This is a genomic window from Chryseomicrobium sp. FSL W7-1435, assembly GCF_038595005.1.
Classification (GTDB): domain Bacteria; phylum Bacillota; class Bacilli; order Bacillales_A; family Planococcaceae; genus Chryseomicrobium.
In genome coordinates, this window is the sequence record NZ_CP151997.1 from 2,685,630 (window position 1) to 2,710,361 (window position 24,732).

A 24,732-nucleotide genomic window follows, 5' to 3' on the forward strand; every position below is an offset into this window, starting at 1 on the left:
TTTCCCTTTGTAGTTATATTGATAATCTATCGTAGCTTTTTATTGTAAGTTTATTCTACCTTTAAGCAGTTCGGTTGTCAAACTCAAAATATATCTATATGTTTCTTTATCAGTTGGCAATCTCCTATTTGAGATATGCTAAGCGTTTGGATTCAAAGGGCCAAATTTACTCTACACCCCTCACTCCATCATTGGATGGGACATAGTTTCCCTATGTTCAAACTTTAGACCAGTACTAGTACTTTCGGAAGTTCATCAGTTCCTACCCCTGGGAACTATTCTAACCTTGTCTAGTTTATTAACCGTGCGGCATATTCGTTGGTATACCTTTTAGCCAATATTTTTAGCTGGTGTAGTTCCAAATTTTTTTCTGCACACTATTTAGCTTGGGTCTGACTGACCACTTGCCCTAAAAAGAGCAATCGGCTGTTCAAATTCCTTCCTTATCACAGTGTTTTGGACATTAAAAGACATCCTCTAGTAAATATTCCTTGAGGAGGTTATCGTATAAAAAAGAACCGGCCGGGTTTTGTCCGGTTTTACTTATTACATTTTTCTTAGATATACAACTCGAATTTAAAATGACTATAAATATTTGTAACATTAGCAAGGTTTATATAACTTTTTCTTTGATTAACTAGCCCGATTGCGGAAGAACACTAATGTTTTAAAAGTGTGTTCTTTTAAATTAACTTATTTAACAATATATTACTCCTATGACGAATACCTTTAGAACTATGCTTCGCCTTCATCACAATAACACCTCGATTTTCAATGATTTTCAATGTTTGACTCGTCCATGCGCCATTGCTATTAACAAGATTTACAAGTAAACAATGATAAATAGCATTCCAGTTATGAGTATTAGGCGATGATAAAATCAACATCGACAACGAACGATTCTCACGCTCTACTTCTATAATATTAAATTGCTTTCCATTTGTCATATGTACTTTAGCAATCACATATCGTCTTTTCGTAACACCATCACTTAACTTTGTAAATTTACGTTCTCCCAAGCCTTCCGGTAGCACATCGGTAAATGCTCTAATTTCCACTACATTTGGATGCTGTTCCATTACTTTCAACACATTAATAAAATCATTTAGCTCACCTTGAGCCTGGATTTCGTGCAACATTTGATGCTCTAGCCCTCTTGCTAGATGTTGACCTCCACTATCTGCTGTAGATCGCATTGAATCATTATTGCCATAGTATTTCTTAGTATTTTCATCTTCTTTCGTTCGCTGCTTTGAGGAACTACTTTTAATTCGTTTGATTTTAGGTACCAATGTATATTCATGTTTCAACTGATTCATTTGTACAAGATCAAAGTCTTCCGTGGAGCCATCGACTTGTTCATCTAATGTAAGGCCCTCTTCATCGTCCATTTTATTTACGGCGCGATAAGTATATTTCTTCGCCTCATTCGATTTCACTTGATCTTGTATTTCTGGATGTGAAATTGAGATATGTTTGTATGGAATATATTTATTTTTCACATTTACGATTTGTAGAACTGTCCACGAATTATTATTCTCTTTTACACGAACCGTTATGGTAATCGATTGTGTAAGGCCCCATTCAAATATCAAAGCCTTTTCCTGCAACCAAGTAAAGGCTATATTTTCATAGACTTGCCGTAAATCACGATTCGTTAGTAACCAAACCAATTGATAAATAAAACCTGTTTTGGTGTATTTCAGTTCATAAGATGATGAAAAGCTAAGATGAATTTTATTAGGTTCGTATGTTTCAGTGAAGAATTGAGGAAATGAATTCGATTCAAACAAGCGATATAAAAGAAAGCCGTTCGGAGCTAAAATGCTACGCAACACTTCAATGACTGGTAAAATGACATTCTTGCCATCAAAAGAGAACACGAAACTACGGGAAGTTGCAGAATCACTGCTTCCTTGAATAGACCAAGGGCGTTTGTGATATTTAACACTATTAGGATAAATAGTCATATCGATTTCTTGTACACCTTTAGGAACTTGACTAGCCGTAATGATGCCATCAGTATAATAATGTTGGATTGCTAGGCATGGTAATGTACCCCAATCCATTAAAATACCTTCTGTACGACCTTGTGAGCGAAAATAAGCTTTAATCATCATTTTATGATCACATCGGAATGGCTCACCAATCCATATCAGTTGTGCTTTTTCACCTTTTGCAAAAGGCCAAGCAATTTTAACCTGTTGTTTGCTCATAACTTTTCACTTCCTGTTTTGTTCGTAAATATTCTTCCAAATACGGTTTTATTTCATGAAAATGATGTGACTTAACAGCACCAATACGCTGTACCTTCCATAAAACAACTGGTTCTTGCCCCTGTAACATTCGATCAATAATTTTACAAAAACGTCTGATATGGAATTGCTGAGTAGATTCTGTAATTTCAGATAGGAGCTTTTTAGTCTGGGGTAGCTTATCAAGGTGTTTCTCCAAGTTAGATAATATTCCAAGTCGTTTTCCAACAATCGAGATTGTAATCCGAATAGGTTTATCTAGTACGATTAGTTCTTTATAAAGTTTTTTTACTTCAGAGCAGTATTCCCGATCACGTGAGGCCCAATCGACAATTGCTTGATTATTCTTCTTCTCATGAATTTTAGGCAACTGTTCAAACAGCCACTCTTTATCGTGACGATACAAGTAGATATATTCTTTTGGGAAACACTGACGAATTTGAGTTCTTAAATAACTTGGGTATTGCTGCATTCCTTTTAATAATTGTTTTCGATTAGTCAGCAACATCGAAGGGATATCGTTTTCTGATAATCCTTCTATTTTTATCTCTGAAGAAAGATATTTTTTAACCGTTTTCGAATTTACACCAAGCATTTTAGCTAATGTTCTTGTACTGGACGTTCCTTTGGCTTCCAATTCATGTAATTTAGCCTTCCAGACGTCTCCAAATGCTTTTACACGTCCAATACGATATTTATCTTTAGATAATCTATCAGGGCCTTTTCTAGCGTAAATAAAGCCACAAGAGCATTCAAACGTACCAATGGGTGCTTTTGATTTAAAATCCCTCGTAACATTTACTTCAGGAATTACAAATGCCTTATAATGATTAGCTGCTTTATTTAAACAAGGCCATGGACCACTACCGAAAGGACCTATATCAGCTTCACCTTGTAAAAAGGAATCTACATCTTGTTCTAAGAAATAAAGCATAAGCAAATGACGGAAAGGATGCGCATGACGTTTTAGATTGCGTGTAATGACCTTCGGCCAATTGTACTCATTATCAACATCGATTGCTGATTCATACTTAACTAAAAATCCTTTTGGAAACTTTGATTGAAATGCTTTGTATAGCTCCTTTTGCCGAATTCGATTAGAGGTTGTTATTAAATTACGCTCTCGTAAAAGAGCCCGATATTTAAGATTAATAGATCCCCTTGAAAATTGATGTATTGGAACTTGTAGCAGTTGATAAGCCATCTTTGCTAAAGCAATTTGAATGGCTACAAACTCTTTTGGTTCAACTTCTTGAATCTTTGATAAGTTCATTAGCTTTTTATCGAATCGAATAAACTCTATTCGACTCTGCTTTGAAAAATCGACAGGATACTTCTTTAATTTCAATTCATGATGCGCACAGAAATCAATCCCTTGTAGTTGATGCTCACGATGAATATAGGGTTCTCCATGTTGCTCAATATCACTAGCTGCACATTCCGGACAATAATAGAGTCCGTCCTTTTTACAAATACCTCCTGCGACCATTCCAAGTCTTGTATAAAGTCCTTTTCCATCACCTTGAACATCCTGCATAATTTGTCGTTGCTTCTCCTGTGATAGAAAAGGAGCATAGAAAGGATAAATTGTATGCTTGGCTAATAAACTTTCTAACGAATAATGCGTGCCCATCTGTTTAGCGAGAGAATTAAAATGGCTACCAATCTCAACACTCGGAATCACTGAACGACTTTGAAATACTTCTTCTAACGTATCTTTGCAATCAATATTCCCACTGTAAAAGTGATAACGTGCGACCGCCGAATATATCAATTCATCTGGATATGGATCAGTAAAGAATGGCAGCATCTGGTTTCCTCCTAGTAGAATTCCTCCAAAGGATTTTTAATGTATCCATTTGCTTTTAATAATTCATAGGGGTGTTGCTTTTTGTCTAATGCTTGCTTTCTTAGCTTTAGCATTGGTAGAATCTCTGCATTTTTTGCTTTTGCCTTTGCTTTTTGATCTTTCTTTTGTTGATTTAATGCAATCGCCTGCTGAATCACGTCTGATTTAAGTTGATGAAATTTAGTATCAAGTGGATTTTCCTCAACTATTTTTTGTGAGAGCTTTTTAATATCGTTTTCCTTCAAACTATCAAAAATACCAAGAGCTTCCACTTCAACACTTAAGTTCCCAATCATGTCTTGACGTTTATACTCGATTGTATTTTGGCGCTCTTTAAATGCTTCTTGAATACGTCCTGTCATTTCAGTATTTCGCTTGTGATTCAGCATGACTTCATCCAAGTTAATCATAATATCTTCATATTTCATCATATCGGCAAAATTGTTCGTCCGAATAGCTGTCATCATTGGTTGAATCGTTTGCATATCTTCCCTAGCAGTCTTTTTTAATACTTGTGGTGTAATGATTTCTGCCGGGTTGTCCTCATCAAATAATACTCGTTCTTGCGCTAGAATAAATAGGTTCACGGCAACAGCAGTAATCCCTTGGCATTCATTATAAAATGCCTTCTTTGTCTCCTCTGTAAGCTCAGAATGGGTTTTTAAACACTGTAATTCCCAAAGTGTCTCTAGGAAAAACTCCCACTCTTCACTATTTTCGTCCATACGATCCCAAATAATAGCTCCATCACTTGCTGCCCGTCTTGCCTGTCTAAAGTTTCCTTTGAATAATTTTTGTGCTTTAGAAGTGCCGATTAAAACCGTAGGAATGCCAACTGTATTAGACAGTGTTACAAAAAAATTCAACATTTCTTCCTGTTCATTTTTGGAATATAGTAAGTGCTGGATTTCATCAATTACTAGAATACCGATGCCGTACATACTTGCTAACGATGTCATGTGCAATAACATTGTCGATGTCACACGGTTCAAATAGCCGTACTTTTCTAAATATCGAGTGCCTAGTAAATCATCAATTGCTTTGAAAAAGCTTTTGCAAAGTGTAGATAAACTTCCATCATACGGGCAGTCAATTTTAAGCCAAACAATTTGAGTTCGATTAAACGGTTGTCCTTTGTATTCTTCATGCTTGATCACTTGTGGATACATAAGCAAAAGACGTTCAATTGCTGTTGTTTTACCAATTCCAGAAATACCGATAATGGATAAGCTATCGGCAGTTGAACGAATATAATTTAGTCGTTCATCTATATATTTGTGAGCTGTTTCCTCTTCTTCACGCAATTCATGCAACACCCGAACACGCTCTAGAAATGTTCTATCTAATGGATTTCGCGCCAAGTAACCCCTCCGAATCAATGTAGACAATCGACGTTCTACCTCGAAATGAATCGGTAACGGCTGGATAAAATTCCTTACACGTTTTAAGACGTGATAACGAATATTCGTTTCACTTAACTTATCTTGCTCACTAATTCGTGGAGTCACCATAAATCGCTCTAGCACATTATCCTCATTAAATATAGGTGGAAGAGCTTCGATGAAAGGATTATTGGTATATTCATTTAAAAGCTGCTCCTTATAGACCGCTTTCTCAAAATCCCCTTTTAAGACAACCATGTCATTTGTCTTTCCCAAATTCCTCATCTCGCTTCTTCTTTAGTTTTTCCATAAGACGTGAGCCTGATTTCTTAGGTGGTGTTTCATCAATCTTCTCTTTTGTAACAAAGTCGATTACGTCAGCTGCTTCACTAACCTTATTAGGTGATAAATCAAACTTTTCAGCTTCACGATTCAACTGTTTTTCAACATCCTTGTTTTCACGAATAACTGCTATTTTAGCTTTCTTACTAGTTGGCTGATTGAAAGATTCTTTTTTGTTCTTAACGGCTTTTTTTATAATCTCTTCCAATGCTGCATCAGTATTTACCGTAAGCTGAATTTGATTTGTTCGTTCCATTTCTTCTAGTTCATTCCGAAGTTGTTGCTGAAAGACAACTTCTTCCAAGAGGTCACCTTTATATTGCTGACTAGGCTCTAATAAAATACACGTCTCAAAATCTGTTCCGTTATCGTGGGGAATATAGATTTTTTCAATATGACGTGGATCATAAACGATTTCTAGACTTCTATTTTTCAACTTTAAATACCATTGCTCTTCAATAGCTTGACGAGAACCATAAAGAAGATTTTTAAACTTAATTCCAGCTCTTGAAATTGTCGCTTTCCCACGTGGAAGCACGTTCAGACGAAGAATATTTCGATCAACTGTTCTTAACCTTCCTTTGCGATTTTGAATACCCCAATTCCATAAGTTAATCGGCGTTGGCACTAGTCCATCAGCTACCATTTCTTTTTCAACAGGATATTTATCAATGACCTTTTGGTTATGATGAAGCGCCATTGTAATAATTAGAGATGTAAATTCCTTTAAATTTAGCGTAGCATTTAAGCGATAATCCTGATCTCCACGTTCTCGATATTCCTTTTGAATTGCTCCGGGAGCTTTTTGCTTTACCTTCCCATTAAACGTACGGAATTTCCTTTCAACAATCCCTTTCAAATCACCCCTATAAGCCGTAGTATTCTCGATTTTAATGTTAAGATTGTTAATTAAATTCTCTACCGAATAGCCTTCAAACTCACCTCGATCAGCGATAATAATTTCAGGCAAATGATGTGTTGGCCATTGCTCAGGTGCAATATCAATTCCGTACTGATTACAGAACTTTACTTTGTCAGCAACCATATTATCTAAAGCCATCATTGCACCGATCCATGACGGCCCTTCTAGCCCAACATAAAGACCCGTAATAATACGTGAATACACATCAAGTACCGCATAAATAACTGGTCTCCCAATTACTTTATTTACATCAAGCGAACTGACTAAATAAATATCTGCGATAGTTGCGTCAATTTGAAATCTAGTACCGGGACCATTTGTTTCTGATTTAGAATCACTTAAAATCGGACGATGCTTCAGCTCATATTCTTTCGTGCTTTTACGGAATTGAATGTCTTTCTTTGGATCTTCGAATTTCTTAAACCAATAATAAAACTGATGATAGGACGGTATTCGATTTGCTTCCCACACTCGATATTTCATTTCACCTTTTTCTTTATAACGGTCTGAATAGAAATCGCGCAGAATAAAATGATAGACATCTTTTAATGAATAGTTATTTGTCTTACGGTAATATTTGTTAATAGCATGCTCGAACTGTAACTTTATTTCATCTGTTATATTGATACCAGTTTGATAATCTCCACTAGTATTTACTCTTCGTGGACGACCTACTTTAGCATTTGCTAAAGCTTTGGATCTCCCTTTACCACCTGAGTTTGCATAATCCGGTAGCACAGCATTTTTAGTCATACCACGCTGCCAATATCGACTGAGGAGCTTTTTTACCTTAGTAGGTGTCACATTTAACTCTCCTGCAATTTCCTTTATCTTTGTTTCTCTACCATTTCTTTGAAGCAATACATCCATATGTTCCAAACAGTATTTTTGAATAGTATCCCAATCATCTTCGCGCTTTTGAATTTGCACATCTGTTAAGTCACTATCAGCTACAACTCTTGCGAACGGATCTGATATCACTAATAACTCTTTTTGTTCGATTTCTGTAGACAATGTGGCATAAAGCTCTTTTTTTGGCATAGATGTGTGTGCATCAATATCTACAATAAAAACATACGATTCTTCTATTTCAACAACCCGAATCCGTATTGAATCCTTCACATATTGAAACACCTGATTAATATAAATCATCCGTATTTCTCCTTCTTCAGCGTGCTTTCATCAATGGATTTAATATCAATCTGTTGCTCTAAATTTAGTGGCTCAAGCATATCTATAACGATGTTTTTTTGAGCAAGTAAATGATAAAACAGTGTTACACCACTACCAAAAGGTAAATGGGTATCGGTATCAAATTCATTCGTAATTATACGGATACTATTTTTGTTATTTAGTAACCTTTGCATTAAAGATAAGGATAAATCTTCAATATGTTGTGAACTCATTTCCTGAAATACATCATAATCTCGAATATCAAAATGATCATGAATGTAGCTAATGTTTCGTGCCATTGTTTTGGGGATTTCCTCCTCTGTAACAACCACCCAATCAATTTCCTTCCGTTGCCAATACTCTCGTTCAATCTCAAACTTTTCGAGTACTCGTTCCTTCAGTAAATCGTCCTTCATTTTGATTGTACGTGCTACTTCAAACACACCTTGTCCCATATCAACTGTTAATAAAAAATCCGTTGTCATCACAATCGGATCACCAGTTTTAGGATCAGTAGGATGTTTAATACCTAACTCATCTGCAATAACAATGGTTTCTTCTAATGGCAATAAAGGAAATTGTTCTCGAATATCAACAATATGATTTGAATATTCAGTTAAATAGAAGTAATTTTTTTCTAAATCCGATAGAAATTCATGCTGTCTGTTTGTTTTTATTCCTTTTAAACGAGTGGAACGACCCTTTGAAGATACATCTTGAATCTTCAACCAAGGTTTATAATCTACTCCTATACCGGTGCCTCGACCTTGTTTAATCCAATGTTCAATTTCAGATGTTCTTTTTCTTTTCGACATAAAAACACCCCTTTAGATAATCATATCCAAAGGGATAAAACGGTGCAACTTTTTTATAAACGGTATAACTTTATTTTAAACGGTACCTCTTTTTTACAAACGGTACAACTTTATTTCAAATCTACAAGAATCCAAAAGGGGTGAATTTTTCTATTCTACTGTTACAGATTTCGCCAAGTTTCGCGGCTTATCCACATCACAGTCGCGGTGAAGCGCTGCGTAGTAGCTAATCAATTGAAGTGGAATAACAGATACTAAAGGTGTTAGTAAGCTGTGGACATTTGGAATGACAAGTGTATCGCCGTCTTCTTCCATGCCTTCCATTGAGATGATACATGGTTTTGCACCACGTGCCACGACTTCTTTCACGTTTCCGCGAATGTTTAGTGCCACTGGCTTTTGCGTTACTAGAGCGAATACTGGCGTACCGTCTTCGATAAGAGCGATTGTTCCGTGTTTCAACTCACCACCCGCAAAACCTTCTGCTTGGATGTACGAGATTTCTTTTAGCTTCAATGCACCTTCAAGACTTACGAAGAAGTCGACGTTACGGCCGATGAAGAATGCATTGCGTGTTGTTTCTAAGAAATCTTTTGCGATAGCTTCAATTGCTTCTTTCGAGTCAACCATTGCTTGAACTGCGTTTGCGACGATTCCAAGCTCTTTGATCAAGTCGAAGTCCACATCGTTTCCAGCGTGTTTAGCAGCAACTGTAGCTGCTACTGCTAGAACTGCAATCTGTGCAACGTAGGCTTTTGTCGAAGCTACTGCGATTTCAGGACCTGCATGAAGAAGCAATGTGAAGTCTGCTTCACGCGAAAGCGTAGATCCTTGTACGTTCGTAATAGTTAAGGCTTTATGGCCCATCTCTTTGATTTTCACAAGAACTTGGCGCGAGTCAGCTGTTTCACCAGATTGCGTGATGAATACGAAAAGTGGTTTCTCAGAAAGGATTGGCATGTTATAGCCAAACTCACTTGAAATGTGCACTTCTACTGGCTTCTTCGTGATTTTCTCGAAGTATTCTTTTCCAACAAGTCCTGCGTGGTAGCTAGTACCTGCAGCGATGATGTAAAGGCGGTCTGCACCGTTGATAGCCTCTAAGATGTTTGTATCGATGGCAAGCTCGCCTGCTTCGTTCTGGTACGCTTGGATGATTTTACGCATAACAGCTGGCTGCTCATCGATTTCTTTTAACATGTAGTGAGGGTAAGTTCCCTTTTCGATGTCGCTCATATCTAGTTCTGCTTTGTAAGAGTCACGCTCTACAACAGTTCCGTCTAGCTTTTGAATCTCAACAGATTCTTTTTTCACGATTACCATTTCTTGATCGTGAAGCTCTACGTACGTGTCTGTTACTTGAAGCATTGCCATTGCGTCAGAAGCGACAACATTGAAGTCGTCTCCAAGACCAACTAGAAGTGGGCTCTTGTTTTTCGCAACATAGATTGTTTGTGCTTCTTCCGCATCCAAAAGTGCGATTGCGTATGAACCGTGAAGAAGACCTAATGTTTTGCTGAAACCTTCAGCAGTCGTCATACCGTCGTTAACGAATTTTTGAATCAGTTGAACAATAACTTCTGTATCTGTATCTGATTTCATCGTCACGCCTGGTAGATATTCTTTTTGAAGTAAGTGATAGTTCTCAATAACCCCGTTGTGTACAAGTGTAAAACGTTCTTCTGTACTTTGGTGAGGGTGTGCGTTTACTTGGTTTGGTACGCCGTGTGTTGCCCAGCGTGTATGACCGATACCTGTTTTGCCCATCACGTCGTCGATAACTGCTCCACGAAGATCTGCGATACGGCCTTTTTCTTTAAAGACTGTGATCCCTTCTTCGTTACGAACCGCAATACCTGCTGAGTCATAGCCACGGTATTCTAATTTTTCTAAGCCTTTTAATAAAATTTCTTTGGCGTCACGTTCGCCAATATATCCAACAATTCCACACATAATAAATATCCTCCGATTGATAAGTCCATGCAAAAAGAAGCGTCGCTTCGGGCGCTTTTTTTGGATGTCTTTTTTTAGTGTTCGCCTTCTATCCGGTCTGTCTACCAATCGCTTGGCAGGTTTACAGATAGAGTAACAACCGGGCGTAGTGCGGTCGGGAGGCATCCGCCGAATCCTCGATAAACCTCCACCTCGTCTGCTAAGGACAGTGTCGTCCGAGTTCCTTAGCTCTGGCGCTTCAACTTGTTTCCGATTTCTTTACGCGCGTGCTTTCCTCCTTCTGCGCATGTTCCTATGCTTAACAGCATAACCTCCATATCATACAAAAATTAGTGGGTTCCGTCAAATGTAATCTATGTAATAAAAGCCCCTTGATGCTGGGCACCAAGGAGCCGGGATCTCTTATTTCTCAAGAAGTTTCAGCATTTCACGGTTGAATGCTGGAATGTCATCTGGTTGACGGCTTGTCACCAGTTGGTTTTGGCAGACAACAACTTCTGTGTCTTGGACTTTCGCCCCTGCGTATTCCATATCTACTTGAATGGATTTGAAGCCTGTTGCGTCGCGACCTTCAAGTGCTTTTGCCGTAATTAGTAATTGTGGCCCGTGGCAGATAGCGAAGACAGGTTTTTTTGCATCCATGAATTCTTTTGTAAAGTGGACGAAACGATCGTCAGCACGTAATTGGTCAGGTGAGAATCCGCCTGGCAGTAGAAGTGCGTCAAAATCACTTGCGTTCACGTCATCAATTGATTTATCAATTGTAACTTCTGTGTTGTCTTTTTTCCCAGTGACAGTCTTGCCTGCTTCTTTTTCGATTGTGACCACTTCATGGCCCGCATCTTTCAAAGCTTTCGCTGGCTCTGTCCATTCGACGTCTTCAAACATGTTGGTGATTAACGTTGCTACTTTTGCCATTGTATCTCCTCCTAAATGTTTGTACGTAGTATGTATTCCACTCTGGGAAAGAATTAAACATTCGGATTGCGAAGGTTTTTCTAGGAAGGCGGTTGGGTCATTAGGGTTTGTGCCCTTAGCGACTTGTTTTGTGACCTGAGGAACTTGTTTTGTGACTCAAGCGAGCGGTTTTGTTCCCTCAAAATCTCTGTTTGTGCCCCTAGTCGTTTTATGGAAACTAATTACTCAAAACCTTTCTAACAAAACCCCTGAACTACTCAAAACCTTTCCAACAAAAAACGCCCTCCCTCAGGAGGACGTTGCAGCTATTAGTTGTCTAAGCCCATTTCAGCACGAACGACGTCTGCGATACGGTTGACGTAGCTTTCACATGCTTGTTGAGACTCAGCTTCCACCATCACGCGAACAAGTGGCTCTGTTCCAGAAGGACGCACAAGAACGCGGCCGTTGCCGTTCATTTCGTCTTCGACTTCAGAGATCACAGCAGCGACTTTTTCGTTGTCTGTCACAGCGTGCTTGTCTGTTACGCGGATGTTCACGAGTTTTTGCGGGAAGATTTTCATCTCGCCCGCTAAATCTGACAATTTCTTGCCAGTGGCTTTCATGATATTAACAAGTTGAAGGCCCGTTAAGAGACCGTCACCCGTTGTATTGTAATCTAGGAAAATGATATGGCCCGATTGCTCGCCGCCAAGGTTGTATCCACCATTTCTCATTTCTTCTACTACGTAGCGGTCACCAACTGCTGTTTGCACAGACTTTAAGCCGTGATGCTCGATTGCCTTGTAGAAGCCCATGTTGCTCATCACAGTCGATACGACAGTATCTTTGTGTAAGCGGCCTTCCTTCACTAGGTAACGTGCAAGGATGTACATGATCTGATCGCCATCAACCACATGACCTTTTTCATCAATTGCGATGACACGGTCGCCGTCTCCATCAAAAGCAAGGCCGATGTCTGCGCCTTTGTCTTTCACGAATGCACCAAGTGCTTCGGGATGCGTCGAACCGACACCGTCGTTGATGTTTAGTCCATTTGGAGATGCTCCCATTGTTGAGATGTCTGCATCTAAGTCTGCAAAGATGTGAGTAGCATGCGTAGACGTAGCACCATGCGCACAATCAAGTGCTACATGAATACCGACAAAGTTCTCAGTTACAGATTGCTTTAAGAACTGAAGATATTTTTGTCCACCTTCAAAGTAATCAGAAACCGCGCCGACATCGCCACCAGTTGGACGTGGTAATGTATCTTGGTCTTGATCAAGAATAGCTTCAATTTCATTTTCTTGGTCGTCAGAAAGCTTGAAGCCGTCTGAACCAAAGAACTTGATGCCATTGTCTTCAACAGGGTTGTGTGACGCCGAGATCATTACACCTGCGTCTGCACTCATAACACGCGTCAAATAAGCCACTCCAGGAGTGCTCAGTACGCCAAGCGTCATGACTTCAACACCGACCGATAATAGGCCTGCAACTAGCGCAGACTCTAACATATGACCAGATATACGTGTATCACGACCTACGAGTACTTTTGCCTTGCCAGTAGCGCCTTGTGTTAATACGTAGCCACCTACGCGACCTAAACGAAATGCGAATTCTGGTGTTAAGCCTTCATTTGCGACTCCACGAACACCATCTGTACCAAAATATTTTCCCATTATTAATTCTCTCCTTAGTTCATGACAGCCTTACGCTCTCTCGATGATAAGTGTTGCTTGAGAAAGTTCGGCTACCCATGTTGCCGTATCGGTTCCTTCGACTTCAATGGGCAACGTAAATTCGCCCTCTTCCGAAATGGTGCTGGCATTCAAGCTCACCTGCACATCTGATACGGTTAATTCATTTACTTGTGACTCAGGGCCGGTTGCTGTTACATTGACGACCCCTTCACTGGGTATAGCAAAGGTTGATTGCCACTCCTCAGCGAGTCCTGTTACGACAATCGGTACATTTTCAAAGGTACGCGATGTCGTCTCTTCTTCCGTGTCTTCAGTAGTTGTTGTGTCTTCAGTTACTGTTGTATTGTCTGTAGAGGCTTCTTCCTCTGGGACTTGATTGGTTTGCGCTTCCGTCTCTTCGACAGTTACATCAAAAGTGACAGGAATCGTTTCGCTTCCTAAACTGCTGATGCCTTCAGGTACATCTAAATTTACATCTAAAGTTCCCGATTCTTCAATTTCCGAAACGTCCACATTCACTTCTAGTTGCTCAAGTGCATCAACGGCTGTTCGACTTCCAAAAACACGAATGGTCGAAGTCGTGGATGTTATAGAATTAATGGTAACTCCTTCAGGAGGAGTCCCTTCTTGCTCGAGGACAACGGGAATATCTCTGCTGTATTCTTCAATCTCAACTGCTACATTGACGACTTCAGGTTCGATAATGACGTCCAACTTATTCAAATCCCGGTCTAGGACTCGAACACGTGCCTCTTGTGTAAAGGACTCGTTCAGACCTTCATCTCCACTGACCGTCGCCTTCACGAAACTAATAGCTTCGATAATACTACGAGCTCCTGTAACTGTTACGCGATTCGGCTCAACATTAGTTGATTTTACCACATAATTGTCAGCAAGCAATCTTTCGTTCATATCTGGCTCCACTGTAAACTCTTCTGTGATGAGTTCTTCAATATTGATAGTCACTGTCCGAGGATCTGTCCGTACATTTAAACGTTCCGGTAAATTTTCATATTGGACTTCTACTTCATGTTGCCCAAGCGTTAATTCTCGCAAATCAATGAAGACCGTATAGTCTTGCATCGTTTGAGCGGAAAGCACGAGGTTACTTGGTCCTTCAATATTCAGTGTGACTGTTTCAGGGGCACCTGTGACGACTAGATTATCGTCATCATAATACACCTGAACAGGGACATTTGGTATGCTCTCTACACTTGTACCGACGGTATTGATTTGGTTTCCTTCTAACTCATTTTGTACCGTTATAAAAAGAAGGACGGCAAACAAAAGGGAAATAATGCGTAGAAACCATGGGTTATCCATCATTTTATCCATTTTTCGGCCCCTTCCATAACCATTTTGACGTGGTCACTTGTTGCACCTCTTCACCAAACCATAGACGTTTAAGATGTTGCTCAAATTCTTCAATCGTCAAGTTGCGGTGAAGGTCTCCATTCGCTGTGATGCTGACCGCTCCTGTCTCTTCAGAGACAATAATCGTCACGGCATCTGTCACTTCACTAAGACCAATAGCGGCTCGGTGACGTGTCCCCAATTCTTTTGAGATAAATGGACTTTCTGAGAGTGGTAAATAACAAGCAGCTGAAGCGATCTTGTTGCGTTGCACAATCACTGCTCCATCATGCAGTGGCGTGTTCGGAATGAATAGATTGATGACTAACTCAGAAGAAATGGTGGCATTCATCGGAATCCCTGTTTCTATGTACTCCGACAGGCCTGTTTCTCGTTCAATCGAAATCAGTGCACCGATACGGCGTTTGGCCATATAGCTGACAGACTTTGACATGGCCCCGAGAAGTCGGTTCTGCTCTTCTTCTTCTTGCAAGCTACTGCGGGCGAAAATCTTTCCGCGTCCCAATTGTTCCAAAGCACGGCGAATCTCAGGTTGAAAAATAATAATGATGGCAAGAAAACCAAAACGTATGACCTGATCGAGCATCCATCCGAGCGTTTCCATTCCTAAGGCATCCGTAATGACACGGGCCACGATAATGACGAAAATTCCTTTTAGCAACTGGACCGCTTTTGTTCCACGGATCAGTGTAATGAGTTTATAAATCACAAACCACACGAACAGGACATCAAGAATCGTGATAAGCAATTCAAATGGTTCACTGTTTTGTAGTTGTGTAAAAAAGTCCATGTGGCCACCCCACTTTCCCTGTATGCATATGGATTAATTATACCATATAACCCTATAGAAAAAACTCCCGCACCTCTTTAGAAGAGACGGGAGTTGTGGAATTCATTCGTTGATTCGTCGTTGCCAGTAAACCAGTTTTCAAGACCTTGGTAACCTGACTTTATTTTGAACCATAACCATTCAAAGATACGGTCAATTTCTTCAATTTCACCGGTCACGACCGCTGTCGATGCCATCAAGCTGCTACTTTCAATCTCATCCGCATTGATGATTCGTCCGTTGATGACTGTCAAATTTCCTTCAATCGTTCCTTCAACTCGAATATCGCCATTGCGAACCATAAAGTCACCTTCAATGACCTCGCCTTCTGGCACTACAACTGTATCTCCTTCTACGACAATATTGTCTGCTTTTGTGAAGGCAAATTGTTGATCATCTGAGAAATTCCCGAAGAACATTGCACTCATAAAAACCAGGAAAACAGCTGCTGCTGTTACTATTGGATAACGTCTGAACCAGCTTTGTGGACCGGCAGAGACATTGCGTTTAGGTAAGGATGCCATAATAGTTGACGTCAAATCTGGTGGTGGTGTGACTGGCTGAGCACTCTTCATAAACGCGACAACATCACTCAGTTCGTGCATATGCGCTTGACATGCCTCACAATTCTTGAGGTGTAGTTTCAACTCCTGTTCTTGCTCAGGATGAATTTCACCATCTAGATAGGCATGCATCAAATCAATGTATTTCTCGTGGCATGCACCCATCATCGTTTCCCTCCTACCTCCGTCATCGGGAGCTGACTCATCTGTTTTCGGAGCGCTTCCCGTCCTCGGTGGATCCGTGTTTTTACAGTACCGAGGGGGAGATCTAAAATTTCACTAATTTCTTGTAACGGTAATTCTTCCATGTACTTTAAGACGATAACGGAACGATACTTGTCTGGAAGACGGCTGATCTCATATTGGACACGCTCTTGCATCTCCATTTTTTCTAGCTGCTCCACGGGTAGTTCTTGGCTTGCTGCAATCTGCGAGTACATGTCCAACCCATCGGTACCCGGGACTTGGGCATCTAAATGATAGTCTGGTTTCTTTTTACGTATTCGGTCGATACAAAGATTCGTTGCAATGCGAAAAATCCATGTAGAAAATTTTCGCTTCTGATCGAATGAATGTAAATTGATGAATGCACGTAAAAAAGCTTCTTGGGTTATATCTTCGGCTTCGTGTTTGTTTCCAAGCATGCGGTAACACACCTGATAAAGACGTGCTTGGTACAAGTCCACGATTTCTGTATAGGCATCTTGATTTCCGTTTAACACTTGTTTAATTCTCTTGTTGACAATTGCATCCATGCTCTATTTCCCCTCCGCCTTTGCGGTTCTATAGTCTATACGTTCCGTGTGTCAGTAGGTTTCATTTTTTTCTATACTTTTTAGTATAACAAATATTGGGATACCTGAGGGGGACGAATTGTTCATATAAGGAATGAAAAAAGTCCCCTTCTTCTCAGAAGGGGAACTGTGACTATTTAAACTAAACTTTCACCAAATAATGAGCCCATCAAAGCAACCGCAACGTCAGCAGTTTTGTTCTTCTCATCTAAGATCGGATTTACTTCAACGAACTCTGCCGATGTGATGAGGTTAGAAGATGCGAGCATCTCCATTGCTAAATGGCTCTCTCGGTAGCTAATGCCACCTGGTACTGGCGTTCCAACACCTGGTGTATAAAGGGGATCTAATCCATCAAGGTCAAGCGATAGATGGACGCCATCGACTTCACGGTCGCGCAAGTACCACATTGCTTGATTCATCACTTCTGTCATTCCTAGCTTATCAATCTCATGCATCGTAAAGACTTTCATGCCTTTTTCTTTAATCAATTCACGTTCGCCTGGATCCACTGAACGTGCACCAATGATCACGACATTTTCCGGCTTCACTTTTGGCGCGTAATCATGGATGTTAACAAGATCTGCATGTCCTAGCCCCATGCTAACCGCTAAAGGCATTCCATGAATATTTCCTGATGGAGATGTTTCTTCTGTGTTCATATCTGCATGTGCATCGTACCAAATAACGCCAAGGTTCTCGTAGTTTTTAGCTAGTCCTGCAAGTGTTCCGATAGCAATACTGTGATCGCCACCAAGAACTAACGGGAAACGCTTATTACTAAGTACTTCACTTACCTTGTCCGCAAGCTTAGTGCTTGTTTCAATAACTTCCGGTAAATTGCGAAGTTTGGTATTTGTATCATGGTCAGCTGTCGTCTGCCCGATTCGGATATCTCCTTCGTCAGTAACGTCATGACCAAGTGCTTCTAAACGTTGAATAGCTCCTGCATAACGCATAGCGCTCGGGCCCATATCTACACCGCGGCGATTTTGACCAAAATCCATAGGTACCCCAATAATGGACATCTCTAATTTATTCATGATTTTATGCCTCCTCAATTCGTTATACCTATTGTAACTGCTTACATAAGGATGGCTCAACCGTGCAAAATCACGTATATTTATTCATCTTATCTAGGAGCTGCTTTTTTACCTCTGGCCATTCAGAATCAATTAGCGAATAGAGATACGTATTGCGTGGGTTTCCAGTACTGCGTACTTTTTCATTGCGCAAATAACCCTCTTTAACAAAGCCAATTCGTTCGATAGCTTTCTGGGATGCTTCATTGTCTGCATCTGTTCGAATTTGAACACGAATCAACTGCAGCGTTTCAAATGCATGTTGCAGCAACAGAAACTTGCACGTCGTATTCACATGAGTGCGCTGGTAGGGCTTCGCATAAATCGTGGCCCCGATTTCAGCTGACCTATGCTTGTGGTCAATATCGTAAAGGCGAGTCGTACCGATCAGTTTTTGAGTCGTGTCATCTACCACAGCAAATACCAACACATCTTTTTCCGAGTTCATCCGGTCAATAGCGTAATGAAGCCATCCCTCTAACTGGTTTATTCGTTCCACTTTAGTCAGCATATGCGCATACACTTCTGGCTCGAAGGCCGACCATAAAGCAGCACTATCTACTTTCTGTAATGGGCGAAGGGTTACACCATTCTTTGTCCACTCCATTTTTCCCCATCTCCTTTTTTAGCTATAGAAAAAACACCCACTTCTTAAGAAAGAAATGAGTGTTTGATATGGAGCCTAGCGGGATCGAACCGCTGACCTCCTGCGTGCAAGGCAGGCGCTCTCCCAGCTGAGCTAAGGCCCCTAAATGGCTGGGGTACTAGGATTCGAACCTAGGCATGATGGAATCAAAATCCATTGCCTTACCGCTTGGCTATACCCCAATAAGTTTAGATAAATGGTGGAGGGGGGCGGATTCGAACCGCCGAACCCTAAGGAGCGGATTTACAGTCCGCCGCGTTTAGCCACTTCGCTACCCCTCCAGAGGTAAATATGGTGGAGGATGACGGGATCGAACCGCCGACCCCCTGCTTGTAAGGCAGGTGCTCTCCCAGCTGAGCTAATCCTCCAGTATGTCACTGTTTAACAGGACAAGAATTATTGTAGCATGACCAAATTGTAGGTGCAAGCGTTTTTATGGAAAACTTATTGTCCTAGAAAGAAAAAAACTGCTTACTTTAACGCAAGCAGTAGGAAGCTTCCAGCCGGGATCGAACCGACGACCTCATCCTTACCATGGATGCGCTCTACCTACTGAGCTATGGAAGCATAAATGGCTCCGAAGGCAGGACTCGAACCTGCGACCTGCCGGTTAACAGCCGGATGCTCTACCAACTGAGCTACTTCGGAACAGTACATTCTCTATTATAGCAATCTAACTGGGCAGGTCAACGGAAACTTTCCCTTTTGACGCTAAGTTAAAGTGAAATCTTTGTCTACTATTGTCGATAACAAGTTATTCTTGATTTCATAATGGGTGAGTAAGGTTTTATTGGCCTCTGACTTCGCTTTATTGACAGGCAACTTTGTTTTATTGGCCACTGGAAGTTCTTTATTGGCCACTAACTGTTTTCTATTGTTCACTAGTTGATTACGGGAAACTTATGCACCACAGTATTTACAACCTCTTAGTTGCCCAAGCCCTTGCTAGAAAGCCCTTCCCCATCTCAAAAAGATTCTCTAGACGCAAAAAAAGCCACCCCTGACGGGATGACCTTCTTGTGTGTGCCTAGCGACGTCCTACTCTCACAGGGGGAGACCCCCAACTACCATCGGCGCTGAAGAGCTTAACTTCCGTGTTCGGTATGGGAACGGGTGTGACCTCTTCGCCATCATCACTAGACCTTGAGCCTGTTCGCTCAAAACTGGATAGAACTTCATTGATTTTTTGGTTAAGTCCTCGATCGATTAGTATTCGTCAGCTCCACACATCGCTGTGCTTCCACCCCGAACCTATCTACCTCATCGTCTTTGAGGGATCTTACTTACTTGCGTAATGGGAAATCTCATCTTGAGGGGGGCTTCATGCTTAGATGCTTTCAGCACTTATCCCGTCCACACATAGCTACCCAGCGATGCCTTTGGCAAGACAACTGGTACACCAGCGGTGTGTCCATCCCGGTCCTCTCGTACTAAGGACAGCTCCTCTCAAATTTCCTACGCCCACGACGGATAGGGACCGAACTGTCTCACGACGTTCTGAACCCAGCTCGCGTACCGCTTTAATGGGCGAACAGCCCAACCCTTGGGACCGACTACAGCCCCAGGATGCGATGAGCCGACATCGAGGTGCCAAACCTCCCCGTCGATGTGGACTCTTGGGGGAGATAAGCCTGTTATCCCCGGGGTAGCTTTTATCCGTTGAGCGATGGCCCTTCCATGCGGAACCACCGGATCACTAAGCCCGTCTTTCGACCCTGCTCGACTTGTAGGTCTCGCAGTCAAGCTCCCTTATGCCTTTACACTCTACGAATGATTTCCAACCATTCTGAGGGAACCTTTGGGCGCCTCCGTTACACTTTAGGAGGCGACCGCCCCAGTCAAACTGTCCGCCTGACACTGTCTCCTGCCCGGGTAACGGGCATGGGTTAGAACTTCAATACAACCAGGGTAGTATCCCACCGACGCCTCCTCCGAAGCTGGCGCTCCGGGCTCTTAGGCTCCTACCTATCCTGTACAAGTTGCACCAAAGTTCAATATCAGGCTACAGTAAAGCTCCACGGGGTCTTTCCGTCCTGTCGCGGGTAACCTGCATCTTCACAGGTACTATAATTTCACCGAGTCTCTCGTTGAGACAGTGCCCAGATCGTTACGCCTTTCGTGCGGGTCGGAACTTACCCGACAAGGAATTTCGCTACCTTAGGACCGTTATAGTTACGGCCGCCGTTTACTGGGGCTTCAATTCGCACCTTCGCTTGCGCTAAGCACTCCTCTTAACCTTCCAGCACCGGGCAGGCGTCAGCCCCTATACGTCACCTTACGGTTTTGCAGAGACCTGTGTTTTTGCTAAACAGTCGCCTGGGCCTATTCACTGCGGCTCTCTCGGGCTTTCACCCTGTCAGAGCACCCCTTCTCCCGAAGTTACGGGGTCATTTTGCCGAGTTCCTTAACGAGAGTTCACTCGCTCACCTTAGGATTCTCTCCTCGACCACCTGTGTCGGTTTGCGGTACGGGCACCTCCCGCCTCGCTAGAGGCTTTTCTTGGCAGCGTGAAATCAGAAACTTCGGACTACGTCCTCCTCGTCACAGCCTGGTGTTGTAGATGCGGGATTTGCCTCACATCACACCTCACTGCTTGAACGTGCACATCCAACCGCACGCTTCCCTATCCTACTGCGTCCCCCCATCACTCAAATGGCGGGGAGGTGGTACAGGAATATCAACCTGTTGTCCATCGTCTACGCCTATCGGCCTCGACTTAGGTCCCGACTGACCCTGAGCGGACGAGCCTTCCTCAGGAAACCTTGGTCATACGGTGGATGGGATTCTCACCCATCTTTCGCTACTCATACCGGCATTCTCACTTCTAAGCGCTCCACCTGTCCTTCCGGTCAAGCTTCGACGCCCTTAGAACGCTCTCCTACCACGCATACCCTAGGTATGCATCCACAGCTTCGGTGAACCGTTTAGCCCCGATACATTTTCGGCGCAGCGTCACTCGACCAGTGAGCTATTACGCACTCTTTAAATGATGGCTGCTTCTAAGCCAACATCCTGGTTGTCTAAGCAACGCCACATCCTTTTCCACTTAACGGTTACTTTGGGACCTTAGCTGGTGGTCTGGGCTGTTTCCCTCTTGACTACGGATCTTATCACTCGCAGTCTGACTCCCAGATACAAATCATCGGCATTCGGAGTTTGTCTGAATTCGGTAACCCGGGATGGGCCCCTAGTCCAAACAGTGCTCTACCTCCGAGATTCTTTATCTGAGGCTAGCCCTAAAGCTATTTCGGAGAGAACCAGCTATCTCCAGGTTCGATTGGAATTTCTCCGCTACCCACACCTCATCCCCGCACTTTTCAACGTGCGTGGGTTCGGACCTCCAGTGAGTGTTACCTCACCTTCATCCTGGACATGGGTAGATCACCTGGTTTCGGGTCTACGACCCCATACTCATTCGCCCTATTCAGACTCGCTTTCGCTGCGGCTCCGTCTCCTCGACTTAACCTTGCATGGAATCGTAACTCGCCGGTTCATTCTACAAAAGGCACGCTATCACCCATTAACGGGCTCTAACTACTTGTAGGCACACGGTTTCAGGATCTGTTTCACTCCCCTTCCGGGGTGCTTTTCACCTTTCCCTCACGGTACTGGTTCACTATCGGTCACTAGGGAGTATTTAGCCTTGGGAGATGGTCCTCCCGGATTCCGACGGAATTTCACGTGTTCCGCCGTACTCAGGATACACTCTGGAGGGCAATGGGTTTGGACTACAGGACTTTTACCTCGTGTCGTGGGCCTTTCCAGACCGCTTCGTCTACCTATCGCCTTTGTAACTCCGTATAGAGTGTCCTACAACCCCAAGAGGCAAGCCTCTTGGTTTGGGCTCTTCCCGTTTCGCTCGCCGCTACTCAGGGAATCGATTTTTCTTTCTCTTCCTCCAGGTACTTAGATGTTTCAGTTCCCTGGGTCTGCCTCCGACCAGCTATGTATTCACTGGAAGGTAACATGCCATTACGCATGCTGGGTTTCCCCATTCGGAAATCTCCGGATCAAAGCTCACTTACAGCTCCCCGAAGCATATCGGTGTTAGTGCCGTCCTTCATAGGCTCCTAGTGCCAAGGCATCCACCGTGCGCCCTTCCTAACTTAACCTAAGTTAGTGCTCCTCTAAAAAAGAAGAGACTTAAGGTCACACGTCAATTGCTTGACGTTGTGTTTGTTACAATCAATGTCGTTCTATCCAGTTTTCAAAGAACAGGTTCTGAATGTATGAACATTCAAAACTGAACTGCAAGACGTCAAGTCTCAGACCCAAGGGTCTGTTCCGAAATATTCCTTAGAAAGGAGGTGATCCAGCCGCACCTTCCGATACGGCTACCTTGTTACGACTTCACCCCAATCATCTGTCCCACCTTCGGCGGCTGGCTCCATAAATGGTTACCCCACCGACTTCGGGTGTTACAAACTCTCGTGGTGTGACGGGCGGTGTGTACAAGGCCCGGGAACGTATTCACCGTGGCATGCTGATCCACGATTACTAGCGATTCCAGCTTCATGTAGGCGAGTTGCAGCCTACAATCCGAACTGAGAATGGTTTTATGGGATTGGCTTGCCCTCGCGGGTTTGCAGCCCTTTGTACCATCCATTGTAGCACGTGTGTAGCCCAGGTCATAAGGGGCATGATGATTTGACGTCATCCCCACCTTCCTCCGGTTTGTCACCGGCAGTCACCTTAGAGTGCCCAACTGAATGCTGGCAACTAAGATCAAGGGTTGCGCTCGTTGCGGGACTTAACCCAACATCTCACGACACGAGCTGACGACAACCATGCACCACCTGTCACCGCCGTCCCCGAAGGGAAGGCCTAGTCTCCTAGGCGGTCGGCGGGATGTCAAGACCTGGTAAGGTTCTTCGCGTTGCTTCGAATTAAACCACATGCTCCACCGCTTGTGCGGGCCCCCGTCAATTCCTTTGAGTTTCAGTCTTGCGACCGTACTCCCCAGGCGGAGTGCTTAATGCGTTAGCTGCAGCACTAAGGGGCGGAAACCCCCTAACACTTAGCACTCATCGTTTACGGCGTGGACTACCAGGGTATCTAATCCTGTTTGCTCCCCACGCTTTCGCGCCTCAGCGTCAGTTACAGACCAGAAAGCCGCCTTCGCCACTGGTGTTCCTCCAAATCTCTACGCATTTCACCGCTACACTTGGAATTCCGCTTTCCTCTTCTGCACTCAAGTCCCCCAGTTTCCAATGACCCTCCACGGTTGAGCCGTGGGCTTTCACATCAGACTTAAGGGACCGCCTGCGCGCGCTTTACGCCCAATGATTCCGGACAACGCTTGCCACCTACGTATTACCGCGGCTGCTGGCACGTAGTTAGCCGTGGCTTTCTAATGAGGTACCGTCAAGGTACCGACAGTTACTCCGGTACTTGTTCTTCCCTCACAACAGAGTTTTACGATCCGAGAACCTTCTTCACTCACGCGGCGTTGCTCCATCAGACTTTCGTCCATTGTGGAAGATTCCCTACTGCTGCCTCCCGTAGGAGTCTGGGCCGTGTCTCAGTCCCAGTGTGGCCGATCACCCTCTCAGGTCGGCTACGCATCGTGGCCTTGGTGAGCCGTTACCTCACCAACTAGCTAATGCGCCGCGGGCCCATCCTGTAGTGACAGCCGAAACCGTCTTTCAACATCGGACCATGAGGTCCGATGGATTATTCGGTATTAGCCCCGGTTTCCCGGAGTTATCCCAATCTACAGGGCAGGTTGCCCACGTGTTACTCACCCGTCCGCCGCTGAATCGAGAGGAGCAAGCTCCTCTTTTCATCCGCTCGACTTGCATGTATTAGGCACGCCGCCAGCGTTCGTCCTGAGCCAGGATCAAACTCTCCATAAAGAGAACTTAATATAAGCTCATTTTGTTGCTGGCATCATTTTCGAGTGTCAGACACTAGGAATCCCCGCGATAAGTCAAACCACTCAGAAATGCAAAAGCATTTATGAGCGGCCCGACTTATCACAAAATTCCTGGGCAGTGTCTTCTACATCTTGGATAATGATGTCCATTTTTGAACGTCCATCCCATCCGTTTATAGGAAGTGACTTGGTTCGTGTTTGCGTCACGCACACCCAACGGGGGTCGGGGCGGTGACGCTCTATCTTGACGTCTTGCATGTTCAGTTTTCAATGTTCAA

The 24,732-nt window shown here is 43.1% G+C and carries 15 protein-coding genes, 6 tRNA genes and 3 rRNA genes; all 24 read right to left on the reverse strand.

The window, feature by feature from the left end:
* Positions 1–683: 683 nt before the first annotated feature.
* The 24 genes from MKY84_RS13790 to MKY84_RS13905 all read right to left on the reverse strand — a co-directional run bounded on the left by MKY84_RS13790 (position 684) and on the right by MKY84_RS13905 (position 24,434).
* Positions 684–2,216 (reverse strand): Tn7-like element transposition protein TnsE, encoded by a 1,533-nt coding sequence (locus MKY84_RS13790; RefSeq protein WP_342526792.1) that lies wholly within the window; start codon positions 2,214–2,216, stop codon positions 684–686.
* Positions 2,197–4,065: a TnsD family transposase gene (locus tag MKY84_RS13795; RefSeq protein WP_342526793.1), complete on the reverse strand. Its 1,869-nt coding sequence runs from the start codon at positions 4,063–4,065 to the stop codon at positions 2,197–2,199. The genes MKY84_RS13790 and MKY84_RS13795 overlap by 20 nt, the downstream gene beginning before the upstream one ends.
* Positions 4,066–4,076: 11 nt before the next feature.
* The gene (locus tag MKY84_RS13800) at positions 4,077–5,771 is read right to left on the reverse strand and encodes an ATP-binding protein (protein WP_342526794.1); all 1,695 of its coding nucleotides are present in this window, start codon (positions 5,769–5,771) and stop codon (positions 4,077–4,079) included.
* On the reverse strand, positions 5,746–7,902 hold the full coding sequence (locus MKY84_RS13805; protein ID WP_342526796.1) for a Mu transposase C-terminal domain-containing protein: 2,157 nt from the start codon (positions 7,900–7,902) through the stop codon (positions 5,746–5,748). The genes MKY84_RS13800 and MKY84_RS13805 overlap by 26 nt, the downstream gene beginning before the upstream one ends.
* Positions 7,899–8,738 (reverse strand): TnsA endonuclease N-terminal domain-containing protein, encoded by an 840-nt coding sequence (locus MKY84_RS13810; protein WP_342526798.1) that lies wholly within the window; start codon positions 8,736–8,738, stop codon positions 7,899–7,901. Before MKY84_RS13810 ends, MKY84_RS13805 begins: the two co-directional genes overlap by 4 nt.
* Before the next feature lie 150 nt (positions 8,739–8,888).
* The gene (gene glmS / locus MKY84_RS13815) at positions 8,889–10,691 is read right to left on the reverse strand and encodes a glutamine--fructose-6-phosphate transaminase (isomerizing) (RefSeq protein ID WP_342526800.1); all 1,803 of its coding nucleotides are present in this window, start codon (positions 10,689–10,691) and stop codon (positions 8,889–8,891) included.
* Positions 10,692–11,093: 402 nt separating this feature from the next.
* On the reverse strand, positions 11,094–11,609 hold the full coding sequence (locus MKY84_RS13820) for a type 1 glutamine amidotransferase domain-containing protein (RefSeq protein WP_342526801.1): 516 nt from the start codon (positions 11,607–11,609) through the stop codon (positions 11,094–11,096).
* A 308-nt stretch (positions 11,610–11,917) separates the two neighbouring features.
* On the reverse strand, positions 11,918–13,270 hold the full coding sequence (gene glmM / locus MKY84_RS13825; RefSeq protein WP_342526803.1) for a phosphoglucosamine mutase: 1,353 nt from the start codon (positions 13,268–13,270) through the stop codon (positions 11,918–11,920).
* A 30-nt stretch (positions 13,271–13,300) separates the two neighbouring features.
* Positions 13,301–14,626, reverse strand: a complete 1,326-nt coding sequence (locus tag MKY84_RS13830; RefSeq protein WP_342526805.1) for a CdaR family protein — start codon at positions 14,624–14,626, stop codon at positions 13,301–13,303.
* Entirely contained in the window at positions 14,619–15,455 is an 837-nt protein-coding gene (gene cdaA, locus MKY84_RS13835) for a diadenylate cyclase CdaA (RefSeq protein WP_342526807.1), read from the reverse strand. The genes MKY84_RS13830 and cdaA overlap by 8 nt, the downstream gene beginning before the upstream one ends.
* A gap of 77 nt (positions 15,456–15,532) precedes the next feature.
* The gene (locus tag MKY84_RS13840) at positions 15,533–16,222 is read right to left on the reverse strand and encodes a zf-HC2 domain-containing protein (RefSeq protein WP_342528899.1); all 690 of its coding nucleotides are present in this window, start codon (positions 16,220–16,222) and stop codon (positions 15,533–15,535) included.
* Complete coding sequence (gene sigW, locus MKY84_RS13845) at positions 16,222–16,812, reverse strand: RNA polymerase sigma factor SigW (protein ID WP_342526808.1); 591 nt, start codon at positions 16,810–16,812, stop codon at positions 16,222–16,224. Before sigW ends, MKY84_RS13840 begins: the two co-directional genes overlap by 1 nt.
* 176 nt (positions 16,813–16,988) lie before the next feature.
* Complete coding sequence (gene rocF, locus MKY84_RS13850; protein ID WP_342526809.1) at positions 16,989–17,894, reverse strand: arginase; 906 nt, start codon at positions 17,892–17,894, stop codon at positions 16,989–16,991.
* Positions 17,895–17,964: 70 nt separating this feature from the next.
* Positions 17,965–18,540, reverse strand: coding sequence for a GNAT family protein (locus MKY84_RS13855; RefSeq protein ID WP_342526810.1), 576 nt, complete (start codon positions 18,538–18,540; stop codon positions 17,965–17,967).
* Positions 18,541–18,609: 69 nt separating this feature from the next.
* Positions 18,610–18,682: transfer RNA gene (locus MKY84_RS13860), tRNA-Ala, on the reverse strand.
* A gap of 4 nt (positions 18,683–18,686) precedes the next feature.
* A tRNA-Gln gene (locus tag MKY84_RS13865) sits at positions 18,687–18,761 on the reverse strand.
* Positions 18,762–18,776: 15 nt separating this feature from the next.
* Positions 18,777–18,860: transfer RNA gene (locus MKY84_RS13870), tRNA-Tyr, on the reverse strand.
* A gap of 11 nt (positions 18,861–18,871) precedes the next feature.
* Positions 18,872–18,947, reverse strand: a tRNA-Val gene (locus MKY84_RS13875).
* Between the two features lie 126 nt (positions 18,948–19,073).
* Positions 19,074–19,146: transfer RNA gene (locus tag MKY84_RS13880), tRNA-Thr, on the reverse strand.
* 5 nt (positions 19,147–19,151) lie between these two features.
* A tRNA-Asn gene (locus MKY84_RS13885) sits at positions 19,152–19,227 on the reverse strand.
* A gap of 63 nt (positions 19,228–19,290) precedes the next feature.
* Positions 19,291–19,461 (reverse strand): hypothetical protein, encoded by a 171-nt coding sequence (locus MKY84_RS13890; protein ID WP_342526811.1) that lies wholly within the window; start codon positions 19,459–19,461, stop codon positions 19,291–19,293.
* A gap of 143 nt (positions 19,462–19,604) precedes the next feature.
* Positions 19,605–19,720, reverse strand: a 5S ribosomal RNA gene (gene rrf / locus MKY84_RS13895).
* Between the two features lie 45 nt (positions 19,721–19,765).
* Positions 19,766–22,691 (reverse strand): 23S ribosomal RNA (locus MKY84_RS13900).
* 188 nt (positions 22,692–22,879) lie between these two features.
* A 16S ribosomal RNA gene (locus MKY84_RS13905) occupies positions 22,880–24,434 on the reverse strand.
* The 16S, 23S and 5S rRNA genes sit together here, the layout of an rRNA operon.
* Positions 24,435–24,732 lie beyond the last annotated feature (298 nt).

Bases quoted from the DNA above. Each gene is read 5' to 3' on its own strand.
- MKY84_RS13790 (WP_342526792.1), bottom strand. From the start codon at position 2,216: ATGAGCAAACAACAGGTTAAAATTGCTTGGCCTTTTGCAAAAGGTGAA.
- MKY84_RS13795 (WP_342526793.1), bottom strand. From the start codon at position 4,065: ATGCTGCCATTCTTTACTGATCCATATCCAGATGAATTGATATATTCG.
- MKY84_RS13800 (WP_342526794.1), bottom strand. From the start codon at position 5,771: ATGAGGAATTTGGGAAAGACAAATGACATGGTTGTCTTAAAAGGGGAT.
- MKY84_RS13805 (WP_342526796.1), bottom strand. From the start codon at position 7,902: ATGATTTATATTAATCAGGTGTTTCAATATGTGAAGGATTCAATACGG.
- MKY84_RS13810 (WP_342526798.1), bottom strand. From the start codon at position 8,738: ATGTCGAAAAGAAAAAGAACATCTGAAATTGAACATTGGATTAAACAA.
- glmS (WP_342526800.1), bottom strand. From the start codon at position 10,691: ATGTGTGGAATTGTTGGATATATTGGCGAACGTGACGCCAAAGAAATT.
- MKY84_RS13820 (WP_342526801.1), bottom strand. From the start codon at position 11,609: ATGGCAAAAGTAGCAACGTTAATCACCAACATGTTTGAAGACGTCGAA.
- glmM (WP_342526803.1), bottom strand. From the start codon at position 13,270: ATGGGAAAATATTTTGGTACAGATGGTGTTCGTGGAGTCGCAAATGAA.
- MKY84_RS13830 (WP_342526805.1), bottom strand. From the start codon at position 14,626: ATGGATAAAATGATGGATAACCCATGGTTTCTACGCATTATTTCCCTT.
- cdaA (WP_342526807.1), bottom strand. From the start codon at position 15,455: ATGGACTTTTTTACACAACTACAAAACAGTGAACCATTTGAATTGCTT.
- MKY84_RS13840 (WP_342528899.1), bottom strand. From the start codon at position 16,222: ATGGGTGCATGCCACGAGAAATACATTGATTTGATGCATGCCTATCTA.
- sigW (WP_342526808.1), bottom strand. From the start codon at position 16,812: ATGGATGCAATTGTCAACAAGAGAATTAAACAAGTGTTAAACGGAAAT.
- rocF (WP_342526809.1), bottom strand. From the start codon at position 17,894: ATGAATAAATTAGAGATGTCCATTATTGGGGTACCTATGGATTTTGGT.
- MKY84_RS13855 (WP_342526810.1), bottom strand. From the start codon at position 18,540: ATGGAGTGGACAAAGAATGGTGTAACCCTTCGCCCATTACAGAAAGTA.